Origin of the sequence: Paenibacillus sp. LPE1-1-1.1 (genome assembly GCF_040676435.1) — a bacterium.
GTDB lineage: Bacteria > Bacillota > Bacilli > Paenibacillales > Paenibacillaceae > Pristimantibacillus.
In genome coordinates this window covers 14,097-36,060 of sequence record NZ_JBEGHY010000012.1, presented here as the reverse complement: position 1 = coordinate 36,060, position 21,964 = coordinate 14,097, and the positions used below count along the sequence as shown (strand labels likewise).

Here is a 21,964-nt window from a genome sequence, read left to right as displayed (position 1 = left end):
CCTGCTTCAGCTCTGCCAATTGCTCAGCCGCTACCTCCCGCTCCATGAATAGAAACATTTCATCATAAGCTCCGCGCGGAATATTATACATAAAGTTCATGACGCCAGCATGCTCGGGGGAAGCGAAGCGGTAAGCAGATCGAACCGCATAATGCGGATTGGAATCCGGATGGATTGGACTGCGCGTACTCGATTGGTACCAAGCGTCCTCGCCAAGCTCAGCGGCCACGCGCATGGGTATGTACATAAACTCACCTGTTCCCATGCAAAGCGCCTTGCCGCCCGCTCTATGCTCCCGCAGAAACGCAGCCGCCTGTTCCACTTCCTTGTCCAGCAGTCCGCTCTCCGCCGTCGTTAAGCCGAAACGCCCCGTATGCTTCAAATAAGAAGCTTCACCCTGCAAGGAAGATAGTGCTGCAAACCGATTATTCATATATACGGAATGGATAACAGGCTCCAGCCCTCGATCCCGCTTCTCTTCCGATTGATCCGTGCTTTCAACAGGCGTACCCGAGACGGCAATCTGCCCAGCTACCAGCGAAAGACAATCCACGTCAACGCCAAGCTCCCGCTCAAGCTCGCTGAAGCGCTGAATATCCTCATCGGAGCGCCAATCCAGCAGACTTGCTACGATATAATTTTTCTTCCCGTATCTGGCATGCAGATCGTGAATAATATTGATCGCCGTTTTACCCGTCGTCATCTCGTCATCGACTAATACGACCGTTTCGGCTTGCTGAAAAATAGCCGGATCTTCCGCATAACACCGATGCGTCGTCGCGTGGGAATGCTCTTCCTCGAAATCGATACAGGAGGTCCTATGCGCGACGCTCTCGCGGGTCGTATGCAAGAAGGCCGCATCGCCGTCGAACATATCGAACATGCTGTGTCCAAGCGCGGTTGCGGTTTCCGCAAAGCCAATGAACAGCGTCTTTTCCTTCACCTTCATCTTGTTTCGCTTCATCTGCTCATAGGTGCCGCGCGCTGATTCCGGCGACTCGAATGATTGCAGCAGCTTCTCGATTTGAATCGGCAGCGCTTCGCCTTTAAACTGCTGGTACAACAAGCCAAGTGCCGCTCCCGATAACAAGGAAACATGCGGATTTACCGGAATATGCTTGCCAAGCACCTTGCTTACGAACAAAAAGCTTCGTTTCTTGTTGATACGGGCTGCCATTTGGAACAACCGCTCCAGCGGAATATCGAAGACGTTGCTCGTCACTTTGATCGTAACCTCTAAATCTCCAATAATATTATACGATTGCAGGTTCCCGTTCTTCTGCGAGTAAGCAGGTGAAGTTTTGGTTTTCATTTAGCACCCCATATATGTTCGATCTGATCAATATTCGTTTGGCCCAAGTCATATGCGGCTTGAACTCATTCATTTTGTTCGAATAACGGCTTTTCATGACGCCTAAATCGCCTTGGTTATTTTCGATAATGTGCAGAGCGTCCATATACTCCTCATGCGTGACGACGAGCATGGCTTGTACCGGCTTAATATGAGTCGGATGAATGATCGTTTTACCTATAATGCCGTTTTCCTTGTCCATGGCAACCTCGCGAATAAGCCCGTCTACGTATTTATTAATATAATCCATGCGTAAAATACGGCCGTGCCTTCCCATGCTCTCCTCGAACGGCGTTTGCCGGAGCTGCGGCTTGAAGACGCGATCGCTCTTGAAATATTCCCATACCGGTCCCGAAATCACATAATGATTATCCATTCGGCCAAAGACATTTACGATATCCGCTATGCAATCTCGAATAACGCCAATATCATAGATTGTATGGTCCGGACTTCTCCGAAGCCCAAATAGACTGGAGAAATCAGTCGCGCCGATTCTTACATTCAGCACATATTCCTTATATTCATTCAGCAGCTCCGAAATGCCGAGCAGCGTTTCGATCCGTTTCTCCCGGTAAATCACGTCAGCGCTCTCCAAAATAGGCATCCCGTACAGCGTAGAGCCAGTTGTTACGTTGCGTTTGTTGAATTCCGCGAGCAATCTGAAATACTCCCCGCCGGTTTCCGCGTTGAATTTCGGGAATACGATGCCCGTCACATATTGAATTTCTTCTCCAAAATAGGACAACAGCCGTTTGAGCTGATCCACTGAGCGTATTCGGATGAAAATAAGAGGAATATCGTTCACGCGCAATAAACCAATCGAAAGATATCTTCCAATCTTCAGTAATGTGGCTTTCAGATTCTCTTCCGCATATTCTAGTTGATTGTCGCCTACTGCATCTTCAAGGTCTATCACCATAGACACGAGTCCCTCGTGCTTATCGGCTACCAAATCATCTGCTATGTTATCCTTGGTGGCAGGCATATAGAGCGCTGCACCAATCGCGTGAGCAAGAATTTCTTTGTCAGCATTATTATTGAACTGAGTCGGAAGGGAATAAAAGAAATGCTGCTCTTCTTCATTGGTAAGATAGTTGAAATACCTCAAAGTGATCCCTCCTAAAAGTTTGGTAAAAGAAGCCGAGAGTGAAAAAATATCCCTCGCGTTCCATTGAGGGATATTTCGATAATCCGATTATTTGCTTATTTAGACGGCTTTTGAGCCTTTTTTGTTTCGTACCGCGCTAAAGATGAGCGTACCGCCGAATACAGCTATGATTAAACCGAAGAAGAATGCATGAGGCACATGCAAGTCGTATGCTCCCCCGATCATTTTCGCTGCAATCAAGATAATGAGAATGAAGGCAGCCTTCTCGAGCTCAGGAAACTTATCGATAAGCTTGAGGAATACTTGGGCCACGCCGCGCATCATAAGCACGCCGAGAATACCGCCCAGGAACAGAACCCAAACCTCTTCGCTCACGCCAAACGCAGCTAGAACGCTGTCGATACTGAACGCAATGTCCATGATCTCAACGGCAAGCACCGTACGCCAGAAGCCATAGCCTTTGTTTTGAACCACTTCTTCTTCATCGCTGCTCTTCTTGCCGATGTATGGAATAAGCGGAATGCCGCCAACCCGGGCAAGCTTGAATTCGAGATGGAACAAATTGCTTAACGCAATCCATAATAAATATAATCCGCCCGCGACTTTAATCCACGTGATTTGAACGAGATAAACACCGACGCCAATCGCCACGAAACGGAAAATATAAGCACCGATAATCCCGTAGAACAAAGCCCTCTTCTGCTGCTCTTTCGGTAAATGCTTAACCATAACCGCCAATACCAGCGCATTATCTGCTGATAACAGCCCTTCCAAAAGGACCAAGGTTGCAATAATCCCCCAGTTCGTGGGATTCGTGAATACCGCCGTTAAATTGTCCCAATGAAAGAAGCTTCCAAAATTCGCTATTATGTTTTGAAAAAAATCAACCATTCTTTAAAACCTCCGAATTTAGCATTATTTGCTTCCTTGTACCCATCTAAGTCCCCAGCTGTAAGCCTCGTCGAGCTCTCGATGCCCTGAGAAATACTGTACGAGCCGTTGAATACTGAAGGTTTGATCGTTTACGTTCTCGATCATCGCGATCGCACACATGCCCTTGCGATTGTTATGCTCGTCCATCCGTACCTCTATATCCGGTCCGCCCGATTGGCTGATGGTAACTACACCCGCCGCCTCGGCCCAGTTGGTGGCTCCTTCATAGATATACGCATAGATGACGACTCTTTTAATTTCGGATACTTTATTTCCGTTTATTCTTAGGTTTTCTCCTGTCGTTATGGAGCCTGTCCGGTCGTCGCCGTCAAGCGACACATACGGCGGTCTCGAGAAGTCGCCGAAGCTGTTGCCCAGCGCCTGAACCGAGCCCTTCATGCCGTTCTTCAGCTCGTATAAGCAGCCTACATCCAAATCGACGCCACTAGACCGGCCAAAAAATCCCGTGGAAGCTTTCTTTTGATTCCAATTCAAGTTCACGACGATCTCGCCGAGCGCTCCGGCGCCTTTTTGCAAGTTGATCACATCGCCGCGTTTCTTTAATGAAATCTTGCTGAGGCTGATCGGTGCGTTGTTAGGCTCCGGAATGACGGGCTCCGGAGGTTTGGGCGGAATGATTGGGGCCTTCACTTCCGCCGGCGGATTAGGGGCCGGCGCATCCGGCTTCACCTCAATGCCGAAGCTCTTGCAAAGCGCAGCAAGACCGCCCGAGTATCCCGAGCCGATCGCATTGAATTTCCATTCGCCATTATATCTATATAAATCTCCTACGACAATCGCAGTTTCGATAGAGAAGTTTTTTCCGAGTTCATACCGCAAAATTTCGCGTCCTGTTCCTTCGTCAATGACACGGATATAAGCATCATTCACGCTAGAAAAACTTTGTCTCTTTGCTTCCCCATCATAAATGGTTAACGTAAAGGAAATACGTTCAATCGCTTGAGGCACATCGTTAATGCGTATCATAACTTGTTCCTGATCGGTTTTCCCGGCTAAGCTTCGTTTATTGTCACCCGCCAGCTCGATCGAACCGTTCGTATCCTTGGGGTTTCCGTAAAAAATCAAATCCTGATCCCCTGCCGCTTTTCCGCCTGTCCGCAATAAAAACGCCGAGAAGTCAACGTCTACCCCCGCCGCGCTGATCCATCCCATGCCAACAAGCAGGTTTTTAAAGGAAGGATTGTTTTTGGTTATATCGGCTTTCTGGCCTTTCGTTAGGGAGAGCTCCATGCGTTGACCGCCTTTCAGTAATTATAGAATAGGGTGACAAATCTGCACCCTGCCACCCTAAACTTCATATGGCTTACACGGATAGGCCATAATTGCGGCAAAGCGCCGCGAGTCCGCCTGAGAAGCCGGAACCGACCGCTTGGAACTTCCAATCCGCACCATGCCTGTACAGCTCGCAAAATACGATCGCGGTCTCAACGGAGAAGTCTTCTCCAAGATCGTAACGAAGCACTTCTCTTCCGTTAGTCTCGTCCACTAAGCGAACAAAAGCATTCGAAATCTGGCCGAAGTTTTGGTGCTTGGTCTCAGCATCATGAATAGTGACGCTAATTCCAATGCGCTCAATGTGAGCAGGAACCTTTGCAAAATCAATTTTGATTTTCTCGTCGTCCCCGTCGCCCTCGCCTGTACGGTTATCGCCTGTATGTTCGACTGCGCCGCCATAAGCAATCAATGCGTTATAAAATACAAAATCCTTCTCGTCCTTGGCCTTGCCATCCTGGTGCAGAAGAAATGCGCTCGCATCCAGATCAATTTCACCGCCGCCGGTATACTTGTTCGTATCCCAGCCGAGACCGAGAACAACCTTCGTAAGTCCTGGATTGGTTTTGGTAAGATCAATCCGTTGTCCCTTGGAAAGATTAATGGACATCGTTTATTCCTCCTTGAAATGAGCTAGGTTTGAACGCCAAAATCCTTACATAATCCTTCTAGGCCGTTTTGATAACCGCTGCCTACGGCGCTGAACTTCCAATCGTTATTATAACGATAAAGCTCGCCTACCACGACAGCTGTCTCAACAGAGAAATCCTCACCCAAATCGTAGCGGATTAATTCCTCGCCCGTTTCCTCATTTACGACACGAACATACGCGTTAGCGACCTGACCGAAGTTCTGGTTTCTTTGCGCGGCGTCGTGAATCGTAATGCAAAAGGCTACCTTCTGAGTATCAGCAGGCACGGCGGATAAATTAATTTTTATGTTTTCATCGTCGCCAGCGCCTTCTCCGCTTCGATTATCGCCGGAGGAGACGATGGAGCCGTTCGTGTTCGATTTATTATTGTAAAAAATAAAGCCGCTCTCGTTATTTACTTTACCGGATGCATTCAAACAAAAAGCTGTCGCATCCAAATCAAATGTATTGCCGCCGTCGTATTTATTCACGTCCCAGCCGAGGCCTACGGCAATTTTGGATAAACCGGGGTTTGATTTGGTCAGATCGACCTTCTGCCCTTTAGATAAATTTACTGGCATGAAAATGCCTCCTCGTGGACTATGGCTACTTTAAAAAAGGGCCGCCGCCGGCGACCCTTTACGGGTAGTGAAGTGCAATTAGTTAGCGGATAGACCGAAGTTGCGGGCAAGACCGCCTAGGCCGTCTTGGAAGCCGCTGCCGATCGCGCTGAATTTCCATTCGCCGGAATGGCGGTAAAGCTCGCCGACGATTACAGCTGTTTCTACGGAGAAATCTTCTCCAAGATCATAACGGATCAGTTCCGTTCCGCTTTGCTCATCTACGATACGAACGAAAGCGTTGGATACTTGTCCAAAGTTTTGGCTGCGCTCTGCTCCATCATAAATTGTGATGCAGAATGCGATTTTTTCTGTTTCAGCAGGTACGGCAGAAAGGTCAACGCTTACTTGCTCATCGTCGCCGTCGCCTGCGCCAGTACGGTTATCGCCTGTATGAACGACCGATCCGTTGCTGTTTTTAGGGTTATTATAGAAAATAAAATCAGACTCGGAGCCCGCTTTACCTTGGCCATTCAAGCAAAAGATAGAAGCGTCAAGGTCAAAGTCTTTCCCGCCGTCATATTTATTAGTATCCCAGCCTAGACCTACAGTGATTTTCGTAAGGCCTGGGTTTGTTTTCGTAAGATCGATTTTTTGACCTTTGGATAAGCTAATCGCCATTTGAAATGCCCTCTTTTCTCAATATAATTATTGGTATTGACGAGCAAGAATATCAACATGAGGAGCATGAGTGCCTTCCCCAATTGCACTAAACTTCCATTCACCGCTGTGTCTGTAAAGCTCACCTACGACCAAAGCCGTTTTACCCGAATAATTTTCCGTCAAGTTAAAGCGAATTAACTCTTGATTGTTAGCCGGATTAACGATTCGTATAAACGCTGATTTGATCATGCCAAAATCTTGGCGTCTGGATTCACATTCATAAATGTTAACCACGCAAAGGATTTTGTGAATATTAGCAGGTACTTGGTCTAGCTGTACGATGATTTGCTCATCGTCGCCGTCGCCGTCACCCGTAATGTTGTCGCCCGTGTGAACAACTGAACCGTTGCCGTTTTGCTTATTGTAGAAACAAACGAGATTTTTCTCGCCGCCAAGCTTGCCGTTTTCGTCGAGCAGCAGCGCTGAAGCATCGCAGTCCACGTTAGCCGCCTTCTTCATTCCGAAGAAACCGCCTTTAACCTCTGCAGGATCCCAGCCCAAGCCGACAATAACCTTGCTAAGACCAGCATTGCCCTTCGTTAAATCTATCTTTTGACCTTTTACGAGAGAGATAGCCATTGTATTTGCACCCCCTTAATATCGATTTGAAATACCCTACCCATCAATACGCCTATTCGACATGCAAGTTCCAAAAAAAAAAGCGAGGTCATTACATTATTCTACAAAAGCCGAATATTCCCTCTTATTCGTAGAGGCTTGTCATGAAATAAACGGCATGGCTATGAACGCGCCGAAGCGGAGCAGCCTGCATCAATTTTATAACAATCGCCACACCAATTACAAATTCCTACAAATAAAGAAACAATAAGTTGGAGGTTGGACAAGGTTTGTGCCGGATGCCAGGGAGACTTTCTAAAAAAAGCGTTTAACCTGCTTCTTTTCCGCAAAAAAAGCTGGAAAAATCAGAGCATTCACGAGATAATTATAGGTGTAAATAAAATGATGCGAGGTGTTCGAATGGAATTTATAAAAAAGAATAAAACCAGCCTCATTTTTGGTGCCTTGCTCCTCATTAACGGCTTATTTTTATTGTCCCTCATCCTCCAGAAACGCTAAAAAAAAACAAACCGCCTCCATCCGTTGACGATTACGTTCTCTTATACACTCTCTCCGGCCTTCCGACTGTACCGTAGGAAATGTCAGCTACCAATTCACCTTTGGCCACAAAATACTCCAAGTACCGCCGAGCGGTCGTACGGCTGAATCCGGCCTTCTTCCCAAGCTCTTCCGCGGTCAGCACCTCAGGACCGCCGTGAATGAAGGTGAAAATCTTCTCGCTCGTTATCTTATCGATCCCTTTTGGGAGGTAGTTATCCTTGTCCGCTCTATCGCTCGCTCCCCACAGCAGCTGATCGATTCCCTCCTGATCTACTTGCTTATTCGCTCCGCCGAGCAGTTTCATTTGGTTATGATACTTGTGATAAGACTTCAGCTTCTCTTGAAAACGTTCAAACACAACCGGTTTGATCATAAAGTCATACACGCCGCCGCGGATGGCCTCCCGTACCGTGTCAAATTCCTTTGCAGCCGTAATAATGATCACATCCGTTAACGGGTTGTTTTTCTGAATATATTGGAGAAGGTCAAGTCCGTTCATATCGGGAAAATATAAATCGAGCAGAACGAGATCCGGGGCCAAAATGTCCAAATGCTCATGTGCCAGCTGCTCATCCGTCGCAATTCCGACCACTTCGAATCCCGCTATCTTTTCCACAAAACGGCGATTAATCTGCGCTATCCGAAGATCGTCCTCAATAATAACCACGCGTATCATAGCCCACTCTCCTTTTCTTTTGGAATGACTACTGTAAATATAGTGCCTCCCTGCAAACGGGAATGGAAGCTGATATGTCCCCGCAACTGCTGTACCGCTTGTTTGACAATGGCAAGACCATAACCCCGATTAGCCTCGTGCTTCGTGGAAAAACCAACCTCGAACAGCTGGTTTGCGGCGTCCTCCGCTATGCCGACCCCATTATCTTCGATAGCGATCATTAAAGCCTTGCCTTCATCAGTCAGAAAGACCCTTACCGACTTATCGTCCCGGCTTGCGGCTAACACGGCCTCTAAGGCATTATCAATCAAATTGCCGATGATCGTTACGAGATGATTACGGCTTATGCCGCTTGGGATATCTTTAAAGGTGCTCTTCGTATCAATTTCCAAACTCACCCTTAGTTCGTTGGAGCGGTTAAACTTTCCGATTAGGATTCCGCCAATAATAGGGTCCGGTATCTCTTGCAATAGGAAATGAATAAGATTTTGATGGACATCCGTTTCATGCGTAATAATATCCATCGCTTCCTGATACGATTCCAGCTGGATAAGCCCATATATCGTATACAGCTTATTGGAATACTCATGCGTCTGCGAACGCAGCGCTTCGGTATATCGTTTTACTTGCGTAAGCTCCTCCGTTAAACGAAGCAGCTCGGATTTGTTGCGAAAGCTGGAGACGGCCCCCACCACTTGGTGGTAATGATCGAAAATCGGCAGACGATTGACCACAACCATACTGCCGTTTATAACCATTTCCTGATCAATTTCAGCATGGCCGGATTTGATAACCTCGAGTAATCGAGACTCTGGTATGACGTCCCATACATGCTTTCCGGCAATCTCCGTCTTCTCAAGCGGGTCGATTAGCTTTAAAGCCGTTTGATTGGCGAGCGTAATCATTCCCTCTTTATTAATCGCAATGATCCCTTCATGTATGGTTTCCAAAATAGCTCTCTTCTCCTGGTATAGCAAGCCGATTTCCTTAGGCTCGAGTCCATGAATGGACCGTTTTACGCCGTTTGCAATCGCAATCGCCCCTCCGCATCCGACCATAAGCGCAATTGCCGCAAAAATGATCATCGCATTTCGATAAGTCGCGGCCGATTCATGAATGTCTTTGACTAAGATGCCCACCGATACAATGCCAATGATTTGATTATGGTCATCATAGATCGGTGTTTTCCCCCGCAGCGACGGCCCCATCGTGCCCACTGCCTCCGAAATAATCGATTCGCCTCTTAAAACAGGCCCGTTGTCTCCGCCGACCATTGCTTTCCCGATTCGGTCCGGCAGGGGATGCGCATAACGAATGCCTTCCCGGTTTCCGATGACAATGTATTCGGCATCTGTCTCCAATCGAATCTTTTCCACGATGGGTTGAATGACCGCCGACGGATTTTCCTCGTCAAAAGCTTCCTTAATTACATCCATTAATGCCACTGTCTTTGCAATTTTAAGTGCAGAGGAGCCCACATTCTTTTGCAATGTCATAACCAACATCCGTTCAAAACTAAAGGTTAGCGCGATAATAATGATGAATAAGAGCGTCCCGATTAATAAAATAAGTCTTGTTTGTAATCGCATACAATTATCTCCTTGCCTATGAACATATGACCCAAGTGCTGGCGGCATTGCCTATATTGTATTCTACATATTTCCCGGAACATAGCCCCCTGAATCGATTTTGGCCGTAATTTTTATGAACAAAATTAACGTTATGAATTCTTTTCAACTTATTTCGTTATTCTGTTCATCCCAAATAAGCGATGCTAGTATGAAGCGTATAAGTCAAGTAAGCGCTTTCAATTCTTTGCATGCTTTTACTTGATAGACGCTAAAGGGGGAATTTTCGCATGGTGTTCAAATCTAATCATTGGAAAACGATAATAGCCGCGGCTTTTGTTGCCGTCAGTCTTACAGCTTGCAGCGGAACCGCATCGAACGGTGGGGGCTCGGATGCTGCCAACTATCCGGAGAAGCCTTTCGTGGTCACGGCGCCTTCAGGGGCAGGCGGCGGTTGGGACAAGACGGCAAGATCTCTCACCAAGGTACTTGGCGAAACGAAGCTGGTCGATCAGACGATGACCGTGGAGAACAAACCCGGCGGCGGCGGTACCGTATTTTTGGCTGAATACGTGGCAAAAGACAATGATGACCCTTACAAGCTGTTTGTTAGCTCCCCGCCAATTCTAATTAATAATCTCAAAAAAGAAGGGAACAGCCCGTATGGGTACAAGGATATCACCCCCCTCGCGCAAATAACGAAGGACTTCGGCGCAATCGCTGTTGCTGCCGATTCCAAATACGATAATCTTCAAGCTCTAATTGACAGCATTAAGGCAGATCCTTCGAAGGTTACGCTTGCGGGCGGTTCGGCCCCCGGATCGATGGATCATTTAATTAGCGTTTTACCGGCATTTAAATCAGGGGTCGACCCAAAAACGATCAAATACTTGTCCTATGACGGCGGGGGCGAAGCCATTACCGCTTTACTGGGCAATAATGCGGATGCTATCGGAACCGATATCTCTTCACTCGGCAGTTATTTGAAATCAGGCAAAATCAAAATTCTTACAGTGACTTCAAATGAACGGCTTGGCGGCGACTTTAAGGATGTCCCTACTTTAAAAGAGCTTGGCATCGATGCGGAATTCACGATCTGGCGCGGCGTGTTGGGCCCGAAAGGCATGACGGAAGAACAAATCGCGTATTGGGACAAAACATTGAAAACGCTTTCCGAAGATGAAACCTGGAAAAAAGAGCTGACAGCGAATGATTGGGTGAGCGAATACAAAAACTCAACCGATTTCGCAGCCTTCCTGGCCGACCAAGAGGTAGTTGTTCAAGAGCTGTTAACGGCGCTCGGCATGCAAAAGTAATCGAATGTTCAAGCGCAAGGGAGGGAGCATGTGTCTCTCCCTCTCTTTATTTATTCCTTGGAGGTGCATCACATTGAACAAAACATTCGATCGATATGCCAGTATTATATTTTTCCTTCTAGGAATCGGTTTTATGTGGCAGAGCACGACCATTAGCTCTTCCGCATATGGCAGCACGGTAGGTCCAAATATTGCCCCTTTCGGCCTTGGAGCCTTTCTAGTTCTTTTAAGCCTGCGTTTATTCTACGAAGTATTGAAGACAAAGAATCATAGCAGTAAGGAACAAAAGCTCGATTACAAACGGTTTCTAATCATCTTCGCTGCAGCTTTTTTATATGCGTTCTTCTTGGAAACGATCGGTTATATCATCGGAACCTTCCTCTTCCTCCTCATCAGCTTTCAAGTATTGGAAAGAGGAAAATGGCTGAAGTCGGTCGTGATCTCCGGATTGTTTGCAGTAGGCGTTTACGTCATCTTTGTCGTCATTCTGGAAGGTTCAATGCCGGGCTTTCCTTCCTGGCTATCGTAACGAGGAGGTACATGAATGGACACATTACAGTTTCTTGCAGATGGTCTTGCCACCGCCTTTCAATGGCATAATCTGATGTTCGCTTTCATAGGCGTGTTAATTGGTACAGCCGTAGGGGTACTTCCTGGTATAGGCCCCATGAGCGGTGTCGCGTTGCTTATCCCGGTAACGGCATCGATAACAGGTGGATTAGCGCCGGAAGCGGCAGCAACAAGCTCCATCATTCTTCTGGCTGGGGTCTATTATGGAGCGATGTACGGTGGATCGACCACCTCCATCTTACTCAATACGCCGGGAGAGTCCTCTTCCGTCGTCACAACCTTAGACGGCTATCAAATGGCCAAGCAGGGCAGGGCCGGGGCTGCCTTGTCGATATCTGCGATCGGTTCTTTTGCTGCAGGACTATTCTCCGTCATTATGCTTATTGTATTAGCTGAACCGTTATCGAACGTTGCCATTAAGTTCGGACCCGCGGATTACTTTTCCTTAATGCTTTTTGGATTATGCGCTGTCAGCGGTTTGGCCGGAAAATCGATTACGAAAGCATTAATTATGACGGTACTTGGATTACTTTTGTCTACCATTGGCATGGATACGGTATCGGGTGTCGCAAGGTTTACTTTTGGCATTCCGCTGCTCTATTCCGGCCTCGAGTTTTTGACCGTTGCGGTCGGCCTTTTCGCTTTGGGTGAAGTATTCAAGACCATATTGGAGAATGAATACTCATCCGGTAAAATTGCGAAGATCGGACGTGTTACTCCGACAAAGCAGGATTTAAAGGATAGCGCAGGACCGATTGCCCGCGGGTCAGTATTAGGCTTTTTTGTCGGTATTCTGCCTGGTGGCGGTGCCACATTGGCTTCTTTCTTCAGCTATATTTTGGAGAAAAAAATCAGTAAGAATCCTGAATCATTTGGCAAAGGAAATATCGCCGGCGTAGCTGCCCCTGAATCCGCCAATAATGGAGCATCCGGCGGAGCTATGATCCCTTTGCTTGCTTTAGGCATTCCGGGATCGGGTACAACAGCTATATTGATGGGCGCTTTTATCATGTATAACATCCAGCCAGGCCCTTTGTTATTCGAGGAGCATCCTCAAGTGGCCTGGGGGTTAATTGCCAGCATGCTCATCGGAAATCTCATTTTGCTTATTCTCAATATGCCGCTTGTGAAAGTTTTTGCCAAAATCATTCAAACGCCGCCAAAATATTTGATTCCGATCATTATCGCTATTTCTATTTTTGGCGTTTATGCCGTTCAAGCGCAGATCTTCGATCTCATGCTGCTTCTTGGCTGCGGAGTTGCCGGGTTCCTTCTCGTCCGGAACGATTACCCTTTAGCCCCCATAGTGCTCGGTTTAGTTCTAGGGCCGATGATTGAAAACAATATGCGCAGAGCGTTAACGACTTCCAACGGCGATTTTATGATTTTCCTGCAAAAGCCGCTGTCTCTCGTTTTCTTGATTATCGCGGCACTTTGGATCATTGTTCCCATCTTGTTGAAAAAGAGAGGGAAAGAGGTTGTAGTTAACGAGGAAGGTTAGCAAATGGGTCATGATTAAACTATCAGATGGAGGCAGCCATGGATAACAATAGACTTGGTGGAAAAAGCGTGATTCTTAGGCTCGAAATGAATACGAATGAAGTTCATTTTGGACAGGTTGCATCCTCCATATTCGAAGCAGGTGGAGATATTGTAGCCATCGACGTCATTCAGACCAGCCAAAATGTGACGGTCCGGGACATTACGATCACCGTAACCGATACGGTCGATATCAGCATTATTACAGAAACGATAAAGAGCTTGCACGGTGTCCGGCTGGTGAATATTTCAGATCGAACGTTTCTGCTGCATCTTGGCGGGAAAATCGAAACGAAGCTTAAAGCGCCGATTCAGAACCGCGATGATCTCTCACGCGTTTATACGCCCGATGTAGCACGCGTATGCATGGCCATTCACGAAGAGCCGAGAAAAGCTTTTACATTAACGATCAAGAGAAACACCGTTGCCGTCATTTCGGACGGAAGCGCCGTCTTAGGGCTTGGCAATATTGGCCCTTATGCGGCTATGCCGGTTATGGAAGGCAAATCGATGCTTTTCAAGCAGCTGGCAGACGTCGACTCCTTCCCTATCTGCTTGAACACGCAGGATACCGAGCAAATCATTGCGACGATCAAAGCGATCGCCCCCGGATTCGGCGGGATCAATCTTGAGGATATTTCTTCTCCCCGATGCTTTGAAATCGAACAAAGGCTGCGCGAGGAATTAGATATTCCCGTATTCCATGATGACCAGCATGGCACGGCAGTCGTATTGTATGCGGCTTTAATCAATGCCTTGAAAATCGTAAACAAATCTATTCGTGAGATCAAGGTGGTCGTTTGCGGAATCGGAGCGGCAGGCGTCGCCTGCAGTAAAATTCTTTTGTCCGCAGGGGTTAAAGACATCCTTGGCGTGGACCGTCAAGGCGCCATAGCGGCTGGAAATGCATATGACAACGGCATGTGGCAGTGGTACGCGGAGCATACCAATCCTAATCGCGTTCAAGGCAGCTTGCAAGAAGTCATCCGGGGAGCAGATGTATTCATCGGTCTCTCTGCCGGAGGGCTGCTTCGCCGGGAAGACGTTATGATGATGGCAGACAACCCGATCGTTTTTGCCATGGCCAATCCGACGCCGGAGATTAAGCCCGAGGAAGTCGAGGATATTGTCGGCGTCATCGCCACTGGCCGATCGGACTATCCTAATCAAATTAATAATGTATTATGTTTCCCGGGTATTTTCCGCGGAGCTTTGGATTGCAGGGCGACAACCATTAATGAGGAAATGAAGCTTGCGGCTGCCGAGGCCATTGCTTCGGCCATCTCCGATGAAGAAAGAAGCCGGCATTATATTATTCCGAGCGTCTTCAATCAAGCAGTCGTGAAAGCCATCCGCGATCTCGTAATCAAAGCCGCTATAAAGACGGGCGTCGCCCGAAGAATACCCCGGGAGTATAGATGATATGAATTGATGAACAAGCAATGAACGGAGGTTGCCCTATGAAAGCTGAAATTCGAGGCATTGTTGACATTAACCAAACCGCAGCCGAATTTAAATCAAGCATCGTCCTTCGCATCAGCGATAAGAAATTCGTCGACGTCAAAAGTATCCTTGGCCTAAGTATTTCACTTTACAAAAACCTTGCGTACACTCTTGAAATTCATGGTCCCGACGAGGAAGAAGCCAAATCCGCCATGATCGATGTTTTCAACAAATATCATCTTCACGTAGAGGTAAACCGTTAAACGCCTGTCACTGATTGACGGAACAAAGGAGCTATCCATGAGATAGCTCCTTTGTTCGTTCATAGTCCGGGAACCATGATAGAGATGATATTGTATATCGCGTGCGAATCGAGTACATTACAACTATCAACGTTAAGGAGCACAACGATGGCTATCCGTGAAATAGATGAAGCTTCATTACAGAAACTCATGCACGCCGAGAGCGGCAAAGCTGCAGTATATTTCTTTACCCCTTTGTGCGGCACATGCAAAATCGGTGAACGGATGCTTGAAATTGCCGAAATGACCGGCATATCCGTTCCTCTTCATAAACTGAACATCAACTACGCCCCGCAACTGCGTGATCTTTGGAAAATCGCGAGCGTGCCTTGCTTGGTGCTGCTTGAGAACGGGATACCGGTCCAGAAGGAATACGCGATGAAATCGGTCGATCATGTCTACTTGATGCTGAAGTGAGTGGCCTTCGGCTATCGCTTCAGCCCCAAGAGCACGCGATCCCCGAGCCTTAAAGGAACATTCTAAATGCTGCTTATGAGCTCGCGCAGCCTGCGGATTTCCTGCATAAGCAGCTGCTGCTCCGCTGGATCCTCCGGCTGCGCGCTGCTCATGAGATGCGCCAAACGAAGCTGTATCCGTTCCTTTTCATTCTGGCCCAGCTGCTCCTCGGGAGAAAGCAGGCGGCTTCGATCCTTAGCGATATACTCCTCATAGGTGCCAGGGAATAAACTTGGATCATTGGCACCGTCCATTACGAGCAGGCGATTGGCCGCTTGCCGGATCAAATAACGGTCATGGGTCACAAGCAGAACAGCGCCCGGGTAATGCTGCAGCGCCTGTTCGACCTGCTCTCTCGTGCTAATATCCAAGTAGTTCGTCGGCTCATCGAGCACGAGCAGGTTGGCCTTGCCGAAATACAGCGTCAAAAACGCTACCCGGCATTTCTCGCCCATGCTTAAATCGCCAATGCGTTTAAACACATCCTCCTTGGAAAACAAGAAGCAGCCCAGTATCGTCCGCGCATGCGACTGCGTCATTCCCTTTAGCATCAGCAGGCTGTCTAGAATTGTCGTCTTGCTATCGAGCTGATTCAGCTCCTGCTCAAAATATCCGATCCTTACCTGCGGATGAATAGCTACGCTGCCTGCGCTTGGGGTCAGCCTTCCGGTGGCAAGCTTCAGCAGCGTTGACTTGCCCGCTCCGTTCGGGCCGAGAACGGCAAGGCGGTCTCCACGTCCAACGGTAAGGTTAAGGTGGTTAAAAATCGGCTTTCGTCCGTCATATCCAAAGCTGACGCCGTCCATGCGCAGCAGCGTTGCAGCCGCGAATTCATCCGTCTCCAATTGCATGCGCAGCTTCTGCTCCTCGCGCGGCTTCTGCGCCTTTTCTTGGTCTAACCGCTCCAACGCGGATTCCTTCGCGTGCAAGCGCGATACGTTTTTTTTCGACTTTGACCGAAGAAAATCATTTTGGCCCGCAGCCTTATGCGCTTGCTGGAACCATTCCGCATACATTCTTATGCTCTCCAGCAGCTTCTCACGCTCCAGCTCCTGCTTCTTATACAGCGCCTCCTGCGTCCTCAGCTCCAGCTCCTTCTGCGTTTTGTAGTCGGTATAACCTCCGGGATAGCGCCTGCAGCCGTGTTTCTCCAGCTCAAGCACCGCCGTTGCCGTTCGGTCGATAAACGTCCGGTCATGCGAGACATACACGATCGTGCCGGGATAAGCCTGCACCCATTGCTCCAGCCAATCCAGCGCATCCGAATCCAAATGATTTGTCGGCTCATCCAGCAGCACGAGCTTCGGCTCCCTCACCATTAGCGCCGCAAGCTGGGCTTTCGTTTTCTGGCCGCCGCTTAATTGCGCGAAGGCAACGCCCCATAAAGAGCTGTCGAAGCTTAACCGGGTTAAGCTTCTCTCCACCTTGGTTTCCCAGCCGTACCCGTCCAGCTGCGCATACCTTTCGTACAGCTCGCTGTACCGGTTTAGCTGCTCTTCGCCGGTCTCTGCGCCCTGCATTTGTTCCGTAAGCTTTGCCATGGCCTGCTTCAAGCGGAACAACTCCTCCGAGCCCGCCTGTACGAACTCCAGCAAGGTAAGCGAGGAATCAAGCTGCGCCTGCTGGTCCAGCCAGCCCCACTCCTCAAGCGGCAAGAGACGCTGCACTTCGCCGCCATCCAGCGGCAGCCTGCCGGTCAAACCCATCAGCAGCGTCGTTTTGCCAGCGCCGTTGCGTCCGAAGAGGGCGAGCCGCTCGCCTTCCTTAACCTCGAAGCTTATATTTTCGAACAGTAAATTGCCGTCCCATTCTTTATTCACCTGTTTAACCTTTACTAGCATCAAAGAACATTCCCCATTTCTGAAAACAAAATAAAAAACCGTGGCCAGCGGCACACGGTCGAATACGCAGGGGAATATCAGGTAAACGAAAATAACGATAAGTCTCCCTAATGCTGACGCACTAAGGGCAAACCACTCGTATCTATCGCTGCTGATTGACCTATCCTAAGTCCCCAAATCGACGCACGTATCCCTGACCGGTTCTCGCTGTTCGAGAACGCCGCTTGTACTTAAACAAGTTGTTTACAGGAATCGTGTACTTACTTCATCGGCTGGGTTACCTCCGTCAGTCATCAGTTTTGATATGCGTCTATTATAGCGAACTGCCGAATACATATTCAAGCCTAACTTTTCATGCGGTACCAAATAAAGTTAGTACTAGGCTTAAAGCGCTGCATCAACGATCATTAGAACTATAATCATTCCTATTTGGAGGTGCTTCATGAACCCGGTTTATATTACGAGCATCGGTAAGTTTCTGCCCGGCTCGCCTGTCGGCAATGATGAGATTGAGGATTACCTCGGCAAAATAAACGGCAAGAGCTCCAAGTCGATGCGCCGCATTCTCGAGCAAAATAAAATACGTTTTCGGCATTATGCGATGGATAAAGAGCAAAAGACCCTTTACTCTAACGCGGAAATGGCGGCGCTTGCCATACGCGATGCGCTGAATCGCAATAAAGAAGCTTTAGATCATAAAATTGATTTTCTCGCAGTCGGCACGACCCAAGGCGATTTGTTGGTTCCCGGCTTTGCCAGTATGGTTCATGCCGAAACGAATCTTCCTGTCATGGAGGTGGCCACCCATCACGGCGTATGCGCCAGCGGCATGCAGGCGATGAAGAACGCGTACCTGCATGTGCGGTCAGGCGAGCAGCATACCGCAGTGTCCTGTGCGAGCGAATTGCCAAGCCGCGTTTTCAAGCATACGAGATTCGAAGCGCAAAAGGGTCTAGCTGATCGCCCGGTGCCGTTCGATACCGACTTTCTGCGCTTCATGCTGTCCGACGGCGCAGGCGCAGCCGTGCTTCAGCATCAGCCTGCGGCAAGCGGCTTGTCGCTGCGCATCGAATGGATCGACAACCAATCGTATGCCAACCTATATGACGTCTGCATGTATGCCGGGACCAATAAGGAGAATGGGGAACACACGAGCTGGCATGACTATTCTTCCATACAGGAGGCCGCAAGCGACGGTGCGATTAATTTAAAACAGGATATCCGGCTCGTTAATGAAATGCCCAAGGTAGGCGTCAACCGCTTCTTCGAGCTGGCGGATGAGGGCAAGATTGATCCAGCCGCCATCGATTGGATGGTCTGCCATTATTCCTCGCATTTTTTCCGTGATGAGATCTTCAGGCTGCTGCAGCTTGGCGGGCTTACCATCCCCGAGGAAAAGTGGTTCACGAATTTATACACGAAAGGCAATACCGGCGCTGCGTCGATCTATATCATGCTTGAGGAGCTGCTGAACGAAGGGCATTTGAAGCCCGGCGAGCAGGTGCTCTGCATGGTGCCGGAGAGCGGCAGGTTCCAGACCTCGTATATGCTGCTTACTGTTGTAGGGTCCTCCAATGAAGACCGTGCCGTGATCGAGGAACGCCAGCCCGAGGCTCCGCATCTGGAATACAACGAAACCGATGACGTTCAAGCTTATCTGGTGAGGCAGCTCGTGCAGGTATGGATTGATTTTGAGCAAAAGCTTGCGCATGTTCCGGTCATCCATAAATTGTACAGCCATAAATTCACGCTGGATGATTATAAGGCGCTAATGGAAAACATCCGCCAGCAGGTCATTGACGGCTCGCAGTGGATCGCCCGCGCCGCCTCTTATATCGCCATCGAGCACATTGATCTTCGCTCGACGTTTATTGCGCATGCACGCGACGAGCACCGCGACTTTCAAATATTGGAGCGCAATTATGTTGCCGTCGGCGGTAATTTAAGCACGATTCAGTCCGGTGAGAAAAATATCGGCAGCGAGGCGTTATCCGCTTATTTATTCCAGCGGGCCAGCCGGGAAAATCCCGTGGACCTCATCGGCGCGATGTGGATCATTGAAGGACTCGGCTGCCGGATGGCGCGCTACTGGGGCGAAATGATCCGCGACCAGCTTGGGCTCGGCGATGAGGAGGTTTCCTTCCTGCTTTACCACAGCGACTCCGACGAGAAGCATTTCGAGCGGCTGGAGGCGGTCGTTCAGCATCCCATGCTGACGGCGGATATCGCCGCGCGTATCGTGAAAACGGCGAAAACGACGGCTCGGCTGTACCTGCTGCAATTAGAGGAGCTGGGAAATGTATGAGTGACGCGGATTACTTCAAAAATATGCCGCATGACAAAAACGATCCGAATCCGTTCCTCGCGATCTACATGGATCAGAGCATCCCCTTCAATGAGGAAGCAAAGGCCGCTTACCTCAAGGACTGCTCAAGCAGGTCACGGCAATTTCTATTGCCCGTGCTGCGGCCTTTCGCAAGGCTGATGATTATCTTGCTGCAAATCTATAAAATCATCGTGCCGAAGGCGCTTACGTCTTCCCGGCTCCTGCACCGCGTCCTGCATTTCGGGATGAAAACGTTCGTGAGCCCCAGCGCCAACTTTATGATATTGCGGCATTTCTATCTCGGCTCGGAGGTGCTAGGTTTTATTCGCGACAATGTCCCAGGCGTCCAAATCGAGATGAACCCGCTAAAGCCCACGCATCTCGGGCCGGTTAAGGATGATCTATTTTTGATCCATGACCTGAACCTGTATAACTTTGTCATCAACCTGAGCAGAGAGCTGCGCGAGAAAGGAATCGAGGTAACGAAGCAGGCACCTCTTAATTTCAATGCGATTACCTCATCCCGCGTGCCCATTGAACCAATGCCAAGACGTTGGACCAATTTTATGGATTTAACGACTGCCATCGAATGCTTTACGCCCGTTTACCAGATGTTCCTGACAGACAATGATTTCTGGCGGGCAACCAATTCGCTCCAGCTCGATGAAACCATCGGCATTCTCGCCTCCAAAATTATCGGCAGCAACGACAGGCTTGCGCTTATCAACAACAAGCATCCGATGGTGCCGCTTACGACGCTGAAGGCAGGCTTTCGGCTTGTACTTCACGGTCTGGCGACGGAGCAGCTTCATGCGCTACTCGTCGAGCTCAAGCTGAAGCAGCAGGCCTTGGCAGCAGCAAACGTCAGCCATTAGCCCGATAAGCCATAGCGTACGCAAAAACAAGGCAACCTCGTGTCCTGCGGGGCTGCCTTGTTTTCGATTATTACTACAATGCTATTGCTATTGGCGCGTAACCGTAAAGCCCTTTTCCTCCAGCAGCGGAACGATGCCGTTCTCGCCCAGCATGTGGGCAGCACCCACGACCACAAAATAAGTTTTATTCGCGGCGTCGTTCAAATAACCCGTAATTTTCTCGACCATTGGAGCGTTCCGGTCAGTCAGCAGCGCTTGATTAAACTCTTCGTTCGCCGATGTAGCTTCGGTCAGCTCGAGCAGCTGCTTCTCGTCGCCGGTCACCCACATATCCGTAAGCGCATCGATACCGGAATCTTCCGCATAATAGTTTTCGATCGAAGCATTCACCATTTCCTCCTGCAGCTTGTCCGAGAAACCATCGAACAATCGAAGCTGGTATTCGATGGACTCCAATTCGAGTATCGGCTTTTTGTATGCATTGGACTGCTCCAGGAAATGCGCGTCGATCCCGATTCCCGCATCATAGCCTGCTTGCGATGTCGCAAGAAAATCGATGGTAGAAGAAACGCTCCATGCCTTATAGGTATCGAGAGCATTCTCTGCCGCACCGTTTTCTTTCAAAATTTCGCCCAGCTTCTTGTAGGCTTCGTCCGAAATATGGTCTTTAAGCGTGGTGTTATCCTTGTAGACGCTTAAATCCATAACCAGCTTTTGGACGTCCTCGTTATTCATTTTTGAAATATCAGCCTCTACTACGAGATAGTCTGACGCTTCATAAGCATCCTGAATTTCTGGACGCAGCGGATACATCGCTTCATTCGCAATATGTATCGAGCCTAGCAAATATACGGTGCTTCCCGCCTTTTCAACCTTCCATAGGAAGCCGCGGCTCGGTTCTTTCGCCTGCAGGGAAATCGACCGCTGCTCCTTATTCCAGGTAACCTCATAGCCGGCTGCCTCGCTTACCGAACGCAAAGGAATATAGGCGGTCCCTTTCACGAGCTTAGGAGCAGCGAGCAAGCCTTGCTCCGTCTCGTTAACCATGGCTCCCAGATTATCGATTTGTAATAAAAGAACGAGTCCTTCCTTCTTGCCGGTAATGACCTTGTTCTTCTGATCCCATGTGACTTGGAAATCAAGCTTTTGCAGCAGCAGCTTTGCGGGGACCAGGGTTGTCCCCTTTTCCATGATAGGCTGGAGGGCGCCCAGTTGGACCTGCTCGTCCTCTACCCATACGGTAATAGGCTTAGCTTCTGCTTGAACGGCTGAAACGAATGAAAATAATAGTGCTAATGTTAGAAATAATGATGATAGCTTTTTCATGAACGGAT

At 48.8% G+C, this 21,964-nt stretch carries 19 protein-coding genes and 1 pseudogene; 8 read left to right on the top strand and 12 right to left on the bottom strand.

Annotated features, from left to right (window positions below; genetic code table 11):
- Nucleotides 1-55: 55 nt before the first annotated feature.
- The 10 genes and pseudogenes from MRBLPE1_RS10790 to MRBLPE1_RS10745 all read right to left on the bottom strand — a co-directional run.
- Nucleotides 56-1,177, bottom strand: a pseudogene (locus MRBLPE1_RS10790) (phosphoribosyltransferase family protein); the annotation flags it as partial.
- 76 nt (nt 1,178-1,253) lie between these two features.
- Nucleotides 1,254-2,459, bottom strand: a complete 1,206-nt coding sequence (locus MRBLPE1_RS10785; RefSeq protein WP_364145144.1) for an HpcH/HpaI aldolase/citrate lyase family protein — start codon at nt 2,457-2,459, stop codon at nt 1,254-1,256.
- Nucleotides 2,460-2,558: 99 nt separating this feature from the next.
- Nucleotides 2,559-3,350, bottom strand: coding sequence for a TerC family protein (locus tag MRBLPE1_RS10780; RefSeq protein WP_364145140.1), 792 nt, complete (start codon nt 3,348-3,350; stop codon nt 2,559-2,561).
- 24 nt (nt 3,351-3,374) lie between these two features.
- Nucleotides 3,375-4,643 carry a TerD family protein gene (locus MRBLPE1_RS10775; protein WP_364145137.1) on the bottom strand — a complete coding sequence of 423 codons (1,269 nt, stop codon included), beginning with the start codon at nt 4,641-4,643 and terminating at the stop codon, nt 3,375-3,377.
- 73 nt (nt 4,644-4,716) lie between these two features.
- Complete coding sequence (locus MRBLPE1_RS10770; RefSeq protein ID WP_308997769.1) at nt 4,717-5,295, bottom strand: TerD family protein; 579 nt, start codon at nt 5,293-5,295, stop codon at nt 4,717-4,719.
- 23 nt (nt 5,296-5,318) lie between these two features.
- A complete protein-coding gene (locus tag MRBLPE1_RS10765; RefSeq protein WP_364145135.1) occupies nt 5,319-5,897 on the bottom strand; it encodes a TerD family protein in 579 nt (192 codons plus the stop codon).
- A gap of 78 nt (nt 5,898-5,975) precedes the next feature.
- Entirely contained in the window at nt 5,976-6,557 is a 582-nt protein-coding gene (locus MRBLPE1_RS10760) for a TerD family protein (RefSeq protein ID WP_364145132.1), read from the bottom strand.
- A gap of 27 nt (nt 6,558-6,584) precedes the next feature.
- A complete protein-coding gene (locus tag MRBLPE1_RS10755) occupies nt 6,585-7,178 on the bottom strand; it encodes a TerD family protein (protein ID WP_308997772.1) in 594 nt (197 codons plus the stop codon).
- Nucleotides 7,179-7,707: 529 nt separating this feature from the next.
- A complete protein-coding gene (locus MRBLPE1_RS10750; RefSeq protein WP_364145129.1) occupies nt 7,708-8,394 on the bottom strand; it encodes a response regulator in 687 nt (228 codons plus the stop codon).
- The gene (locus MRBLPE1_RS10745; RefSeq protein WP_364145126.1) at nt 8,391-9,983 is read right to left on the bottom strand and encodes a sensor histidine kinase; all 1,593 of its coding nucleotides are present in this window, start codon (nt 9,981-9,983) and stop codon (nt 8,391-8,393) included. The genes MRBLPE1_RS10750 and MRBLPE1_RS10745 overlap by 4 nt, the downstream gene beginning before the upstream one ends.
- A gap of 269 nt (nt 9,984-10,252) precedes the next feature.
- On the opposite strand from MRBLPE1_RS10745, the gene MRBLPE1_RS10740 reads away from it, so the two are divergent.
- The 6 genes from MRBLPE1_RS10740 to MRBLPE1_RS10715 all read left to right on the top strand — a co-directional run bounded on the left by MRBLPE1_RS10740 (nt 10,253) and on the right by MRBLPE1_RS10715 (nt 15,549).
- Nucleotides 10,253-11,278 carry a Bug family tripartite tricarboxylate transporter substrate binding protein gene (locus MRBLPE1_RS10740; protein ID WP_364145123.1) on the top strand — a complete coding sequence of 342 codons (1,026 nt, stop codon included), beginning with the start codon at nt 10,253-10,255 and terminating at the stop codon, nt 11,276-11,278.
- A gap of 73 nt (nt 11,279-11,351) precedes the next feature.
- A complete protein-coding gene (locus MRBLPE1_RS10735; protein ID WP_364145120.1) occupies nt 11,352-11,807 on the top strand; it encodes a tripartite tricarboxylate transporter TctB family protein in 456 nt (151 codons plus the stop codon).
- A 15-nt stretch (nt 11,808-11,822) separates the two neighbouring features.
- Entirely contained in the window at nt 11,823-13,349 is a 1,527-nt protein-coding gene (locus MRBLPE1_RS10730; protein WP_364145117.1) for a tripartite tricarboxylate transporter permease, read from the top strand.
- Between the two features lie 38 nt (nt 13,350-13,387).
- Nucleotides 13,388-14,809 (top strand): NAD-dependent malic enzyme, encoded by a 1,422-nt coding sequence (locus MRBLPE1_RS10725; RefSeq protein WP_364145114.1) that lies wholly within the window; start codon nt 13,388-13,390, stop codon nt 14,807-14,809.
- A 38-nt stretch (nt 14,810-14,847) separates the two neighbouring features.
- A complete protein-coding gene (locus tag MRBLPE1_RS10720; RefSeq protein ID WP_364145112.1) occupies nt 14,848-15,093 on the top strand; it encodes an HPr family phosphocarrier protein in 246 nt (81 codons plus the stop codon).
- 147 nt (nt 15,094-15,240) lie between these two features.
- The gene (locus MRBLPE1_RS10715) at nt 15,241-15,549 is read left to right on the top strand and encodes a thioredoxin family protein (RefSeq protein ID WP_364145109.1); all 309 of its coding nucleotides are present in this window, start codon (nt 15,241-15,243) and stop codon (nt 15,547-15,549) included.
- 62 nt (nt 15,550-15,611) lie between these two features.
- Here the strand turns inward: MRBLPE1_RS10715 and abc-f are convergent, their stop codons facing one another.
- The gene (gene abc-f, locus MRBLPE1_RS10710) at nt 15,612-17,429 is read right to left on the bottom strand and encodes a ribosomal protection-like ABC-F family protein (protein ID WP_364147207.1); all 1,818 of its coding nucleotides are present in this window, start codon (nt 17,427-17,429) and stop codon (nt 15,612-15,614) included.
- Nucleotides 17,430-17,871: 442 nt separating this feature from the next.
- On the opposite strand from abc-f, the gene MRBLPE1_RS10705 reads away from it, so the two are divergent.
- Both MRBLPE1_RS10705 and MRBLPE1_RS10700 read left to right on the top strand, forming a co-directional pair.
- Nucleotides 17,872-19,734 (top strand): 3-oxoacyl-[acyl-carrier-protein] synthase III C-terminal domain-containing protein, encoded by a 1,863-nt coding sequence (locus MRBLPE1_RS10705; RefSeq protein WP_364145107.1) that lies wholly within the window; start codon nt 17,872-17,874, stop codon nt 19,732-19,734.
- Entirely contained in the window at nt 19,731-20,630 is a 900-nt protein-coding gene (locus MRBLPE1_RS10700; protein WP_364145104.1) for a DUF6999 family protein, read from the top strand. Before MRBLPE1_RS10705 ends, MRBLPE1_RS10700 begins: the two co-directional genes overlap by 4 nt.
- An 87-nt stretch (nt 20,631-20,717) precedes the next feature.
- Here the strand turns inward: MRBLPE1_RS10700 and MRBLPE1_RS10695 are convergent, their stop codons facing one another.
- On the bottom strand, nt 20,718-21,956 hold the full coding sequence (locus MRBLPE1_RS10695; RefSeq protein ID WP_364145102.1) for a TraB/GumN family protein: 1,239 nt from the start codon (nt 21,954-21,956) through the stop codon (nt 20,718-20,720).
- Nucleotides 21,957-21,964: the final 8 nt, after the last annotated feature.

Excerpts from the sequence above, each read along its gene's own strand:
- MRBLPE1_RS10760 (WP_364145132.1), bottom strand. The coding sequence starts at position 6,557 with ATGGCGATTAGCTTATCCAAAGGTCAAAAAATCGATCTTACGAAAACA.
- MRBLPE1_RS10695 (WP_364145102.1), bottom strand. The coding sequence starts at position 21,956 with ATGAAAAAGCTATCATCATTATTTCTAACATTAGCACTATTATTTTCA.
- MRBLPE1_RS10755 (WP_308997772.1), bottom strand. The coding sequence starts at position 7,178 with ATGGCTATCTCTCTCGTAAAAGGTCAAAAGATAGATTTAACGAAGGGC.
- MRBLPE1_RS10750 (WP_364145129.1), bottom strand. The coding sequence starts at position 8,394 with ATGATACGCGTGGTTATTATTGAGGACGATCTTCGGATAGCGCAGATT.
- MRBLPE1_RS10700 (WP_364145104.1), top strand. The coding sequence starts at position 19,731 with ATGAGTGACGCGGATTACTTCAAAAATATGCCGCATGACAAAAACGAT.
- MRBLPE1_RS10770 (WP_308997769.1), bottom strand. The coding sequence starts at position 5,295 with ATGTCCATTAATCTTTCCAAGGGACAACGGATTGATCTTACCAAAACC.
- MRBLPE1_RS10715 (WP_364145109.1), top strand. The coding sequence starts at position 15,241 with ATGGCTATCCGTGAAATAGATGAAGCTTCATTACAGAAACTCATGCAC.
- MRBLPE1_RS10705 (WP_364145107.1), top strand. The coding sequence starts at position 17,872 with ATGAACCCGGTTTATATTACGAGCATCGGTAAGTTTCTGCCCGGCTCG.
- MRBLPE1_RS10740 (WP_364145123.1), top strand. The coding sequence starts at position 10,253 with ATGGTGTTCAAATCTAATCATTGGAAAACGATAATAGCCGCGGCTTTT.
- MRBLPE1_RS10780 (WP_364145140.1), bottom strand. The coding sequence starts at position 3,350 with ATGGTTGATTTTTTTCAAAACATAATAGCGAATTTTGGAAGCTTCTTT.
- abc-f (WP_364147207.1), bottom strand. The coding sequence starts at position 17,429 with ATGCTAGTAAAGGTTAAACAGGTGAATAAAGAATGGGACGGCAATTTA.
- MRBLPE1_RS10725 (WP_364145114.1), top strand. The coding sequence starts at position 13,388 with ATGGATAACAATAGACTTGGTGGAAAAAGCGTGATTCTTAGGCTCGAA.
- MRBLPE1_RS10765 (WP_364145135.1), bottom strand. The coding sequence starts at position 5,897 with ATGCCAGTAAATTTATCTAAAGGGCAGAAGGTCGATCTGACCAAATCA.
- MRBLPE1_RS10720 (WP_364145112.1), top strand. The coding sequence starts at position 14,848 with ATGAAAGCTGAAATTCGAGGCATTGTTGACATTAACCAAACCGCAGCC.
- MRBLPE1_RS10775 (WP_364145137.1), bottom strand. The coding sequence starts at position 4,643 with ATGGAGCTCTCCCTAACGAAAGGCCAGAAAGCCGATATAACCAAAAAC.
- MRBLPE1_RS10745 (WP_364145126.1), bottom strand. The coding sequence starts at position 9,983 with ATGCGATTACAAACAAGACTTATTTTATTAATCGGGACGCTCTTATTC.
- MRBLPE1_RS10730 (WP_364145117.1), top strand. The coding sequence starts at position 11,823 with ATGGACACATTACAGTTTCTTGCAGATGGTCTTGCCACCGCCTTTCAA.